The organism is Bacillus sp. 05T31, from assembly GCF_056396725.1.
In genome coordinates this window covers 1-4213 of the sequence record NZ_JBFTMA010000368.1, presented here as the reverse complement: position 1 = coordinate 4213, position 4213 = coordinate 1, and the positions used below count along the sequence as shown (strand labels likewise).

Here is a 4213-nt window from a genome sequence, read left to right as displayed (position 1 = left end):
GCCTGAACCATGTGCTCTAAAGCAGGTATAACTTCCTCAGTTCTTCGTGTTTTTAAACCACAGTCTGGATTAATCCAGAAATATTTAGGGTCACATACTTGTAAAGATTGTTCTACGATTGTGAACATTTCATCTTTACTTGGGACACGTGGGCTATGAATATCATATACCCCTAGACCAATTCCTTTTTCATATGTTGTATGCTTTAATGTATTAATAAATTCTCCATGACTTCTTGATGTTTCGATAGAAATAACATCTGCGTCTAACGCTCGAATTGCATCTACAATATCTTCGAAGTTACTATAACACATATGAGTATGAATTTGTGTTTCATTTTCTACAGAAGATGTTGCTAAAAGGAATGATTGAACTGCCCATGTAATGTATGCATCCCAATCTTTTTCTTTTAACGGCATACCTTCACGAAGTGCAGGTTCATCGACTTGGATTACTCTAATTCCGGAAGATTCAAGTAATTCAATTTCATGACGAAGTGCTAATGCAATTTGATATGATACTTCTTTTCTTGAAATATCATTTCGAACGAATGACCAATTTAAAATAGTGACAGGTCCAGTTAGCATACCTTTTACTACTTTCTCTGTTAAGCTTTGTGCATATACAGTTTCTTTAATAGTCATTCCACTTATAAAGGCAACATCACCATAAATAACAGGTGGTTTTACGCAACGAGAACCGTATGATTGTACCCATCCGTTTTTAGTAAAGGAGAAACCAGCAAGTCTTTCTCCAAAATATTCCACCATGTCAGTTCTTTCGAATTCACCATGTACTAGTACATCAAGACCAATATCTTCTTGGTAACGAATCCACTTTGCAGTTTCTTTTTCAATGAATTGATTATATTGTTCATTTGTAATATCGCCGTTACGCCACTGTTTACGTGTTTGACGAACTTCAAATGTTTGCGGGAAGCTACCAATAGTTGTTGTTGGTAACAACGGTAATTGTAAAGCTACTTGTTGTAGTTCATATCGTTTTTCAAATGGAAGAGGACGTGAGAAATCATCTTCTTTAAGTGATGTACGTGCCACTTTTACATCTTCACGATTACGTGCAGCTGATGAGCGGATTGCATGATGTGCATTACGATATGTTGTTAAATCGCTACTGATGCTTTCTACACCTTTAGTAAGAGCAGAATGGATAAGGACTAGTTCTTCTAATTTTTGATTAGCAAATGCAAGTGCATCAAATAATTCACTTGTTAAGTGCGTTTCTTCCGTTTTATCAATTGGAGTATGCAATAAGCTACAAGAAGGTTGAACAATTAAACCTTTTGCTGTGATTTGATTTTGTAATGTTGTAAATAAAGAAAGTACATCATCAAGATCAGCTCTCCAAATGTTACGGCCATCTATACAACCGATAGCTAAAATTTTATCAGCTGGGAATCCGTATTTTGAAATAGCATTTACATTACCTTCTTTGCCATGAACAAAGTCTAATCCAATACCAGAAACAGGGAATGCAATAATTTCTTCATAGTTCTCTTCTACACTATCAAAATATGTTTGTAGAAGAAGATTAGCATTTGGAACCTCTTTATGAATAGCTTCGTAAAGTTCTTTCGCTTGATTAATTTCATCTTTTGTTAAAGATGCGAAGATTGGTTCGTCAACTTGAATAATTTGTGCTCCAGCTGCGTGTAATTCAGAGAATAATTGTGCATAAGGTGCAACTAGCTCTTTTAAAATAGTGGCAAATTGCTCTTCGTTATAACCTTTTGCTAGTTTTAGGAATGTATAAGGGCCTAAAATAACTGGTTTTCCATCAACACCTAACTCTTTTTTCGCTTCTTCATATAAACGAAGAGGACGATTGTCTTTTAAAGAGATTTGTAATCCTTCTTCATATTCAGGAACAATGTAATGATAGTTTGTGTTAAACCATTTTGTCATTTCAGAAGCAACGTGATCTTTAGAGCCGCGTGCCATTGCAAAATATACATCAAGGTAAGAGGTAAACTCTGAAAAACGTGACGGGATGAATCCTAACATGTAGGCCGTATCCAGAACGTGGTCATAATATGTAAAATCGCCAACTGGAATTAATTCAATTCCCTTTTCTTGCTGTACTTTGACGTGTTGAAGGCGAATTTCTTTCATTGTCGTTAAAAATTGTTCTTCATCAATTTTATTGGACCAAAAAGCTTCCAATGTTTTTTTCCACTCTCGTTGTAGTCCGATACGTGGATAACCTAAGTTACTTGTTTGAATTGCCATTTTAAATTCCTCCCTAATTGAAAGTAAGCATTTCCGTTTACTCGGAAATACCTATAACAAAAAGCATAAAGGCATAGAAAAATAAGCCTTCCTTTTTGTTCTTAACACCTCATCATCATCCGTGAGTCTATCAGTGTTGTTAAAATAGGCAGGTATCCTGACTTATGCTTCATATAATTTCTTTCACCTTCCCGTTTTCACAGTGGCACAAAAAAGAAATCTCAGCATTTACAGTGGCGGGACCGTGTTGGAGTTTCACCAAACTTCCCCTTTAAACACGAAGTGAAATATTCGTGTACCTATTTTCCTTTTGAAAGGAATTTAACAAGCGATATGATATTGAAACAAATTCTAACACAATTTTCGGAATTTTGTCCACTGTTTTAAAATAAGAAAATTCTAAAGTTTTTTATTCTTATCATTCGTATTATTCTGATTTTTTCAAGAGGGAAGAGAGGTTGGGGAAATTGAAATGAAGTGCGATTAAACTTGTAAAGAAGTGGATATCTGTACAGAGATAAGATGCCATTTATGTTATTCAACAATTGGCTCATCTTATGTCGAACCTAAAACAAGCATACCCCCTTCCTAAATTAGAACGGGGGTATGCTTGTTTTAGGTTTTACAATGAAATAACTTTATTGTCTTTTTACAGTTTCTTCTTTATAAGTTCAACCTTCATCTATATCAATTTCTGAAAGTCGTCCTGCAACTGCATCTGTAAGGAGGGTGTTTAACCATTGCAATTCAACTGTAATATGTTCAATAACGCTTTGTAAAATATATAGTTGTGCACGAGGAATGTGTCCTTTGCTACAATCATAAATAGTTTGCATTTTATGTAAATATTGAACGGTATCATTTTTCTTTTTTTCTAAAATAGGAATTAACTCTTGATCATCACCAAAATGAGCGAAAGAGAGTGCCGAATAAATTGGTTTATATATTTGATTTTTTGCCTCAAATTGTTTTAATAGTAACGTGTGAAATAACCGTTTACCTTCTTCTGTTATATGAAAGATTGTTTTATCGGGTCTATTCGTATCTCGAACAATCGTGGTAATACGAATTGCACCCTGCTTTTCTAATTGTTCGAAGGCGTAGTAAAGTGATCCTTTTGCATATTTAATATAACAATCCATTTGTCGTTCTTTCATGATGTGCTGCACTTCATATGGATGTTTATCTCCTTCAAGTAGCAAGCCGAGAATGACTAATTTCATGCTCATGCTGTCTCAACTCCTATAAATAAAAACTTTATACATATTATAAACGGCATATCCGTTTTCATAAAGGGATATGCCGTTTCTTTTCTCTATATTAACTTACTTGCTTTTGTTTTTGTTTCGTTTTTGGACCTGTAAAGAGGCGTTCATTTCCCATAAGTAAAATACAAATAATACTTAGTACAGCCGGGATCAGTGCCCAGAAGAATGTACTGGCAATAGAGGTAGCGAGAGCATCTTTAATACCAGTTAATATTTCAGCTGGAATCTTATCGGTAGCACCTTGTGATAATAAGAAACTTGTGTCTCCGCCTTTTGGAGCTAATTTAGCTAGTTCAGGAGGGAACACAGTGTTTAATTTAGTAGTAAAAATATGGTTTTGAATTGTACCGAAAATCGTTACACCAAGAGTCATACCGAGTGAACGGAAGAATGAGTTTGTTGATGTAGCAGAACCACGGTCTCGCATTTCTAACTTGTGGATAGAAGACATACTTAAAACTGAGAACGAGAAACCAACTCCAAGTCCAGTGAGAACCATAAATAGCGTTACAAGTAGACGAGGTGTATCCATTGTTAAAGTGCTTAGTAAATAAATACCAATTACGAAGAAAACACCAGATACCATCATGATGTTACGATAACTTGTTCGAGAAGCTAAYTGTCCACCWGTTTGACTTCCRATTACAGAKCCWACCATCATAGGTGTYAAAATTAATCCAGCATTTGAGGCTGAAC

The 4213-nt window shown here is 35.0% G+C and carries 3 protein-coding genes and 1 riboswitch; all 3 genes read right to left on the bottom strand.

All coding sequences use genetic code 11. The annotated features are described in order from the left end of the window. A partial coding sequence (gene metE / locus AC1DJR_RS19520; protein ID WP_477003287.1) for a 5-methyltetrahydropteroyltriglutamate--homocysteine S-methyltransferase occupies positions 1–2249 on the bottom strand: 2249 nt, incomplete at its 3' end. Positions 2250–2379: 130 nt separating this feature from the next. Continuing rightward, positions 2380–2567, bottom strand: a riboswitch (cobalamin riboswitch). 353 nt (positions 2568–2920) lie between these two features. Next, complete coding sequence (locus tag AC1DJR_RS19515; RefSeq protein WP_000062071.1) at positions 2921–3478, bottom strand: PadR family transcriptional regulator; 558 nt, start codon at positions 3476–3478, stop codon at positions 2921–2923. Positions 3479–3569: 91 nt separating this feature from the next. Continuing rightward, on the bottom strand, positions 3570–4213 hold a 644-nt coding region (locus tag AC1DJR_RS19510), incomplete at its 5' end, for an MFS transporter (RefSeq protein ID WP_477003286.1).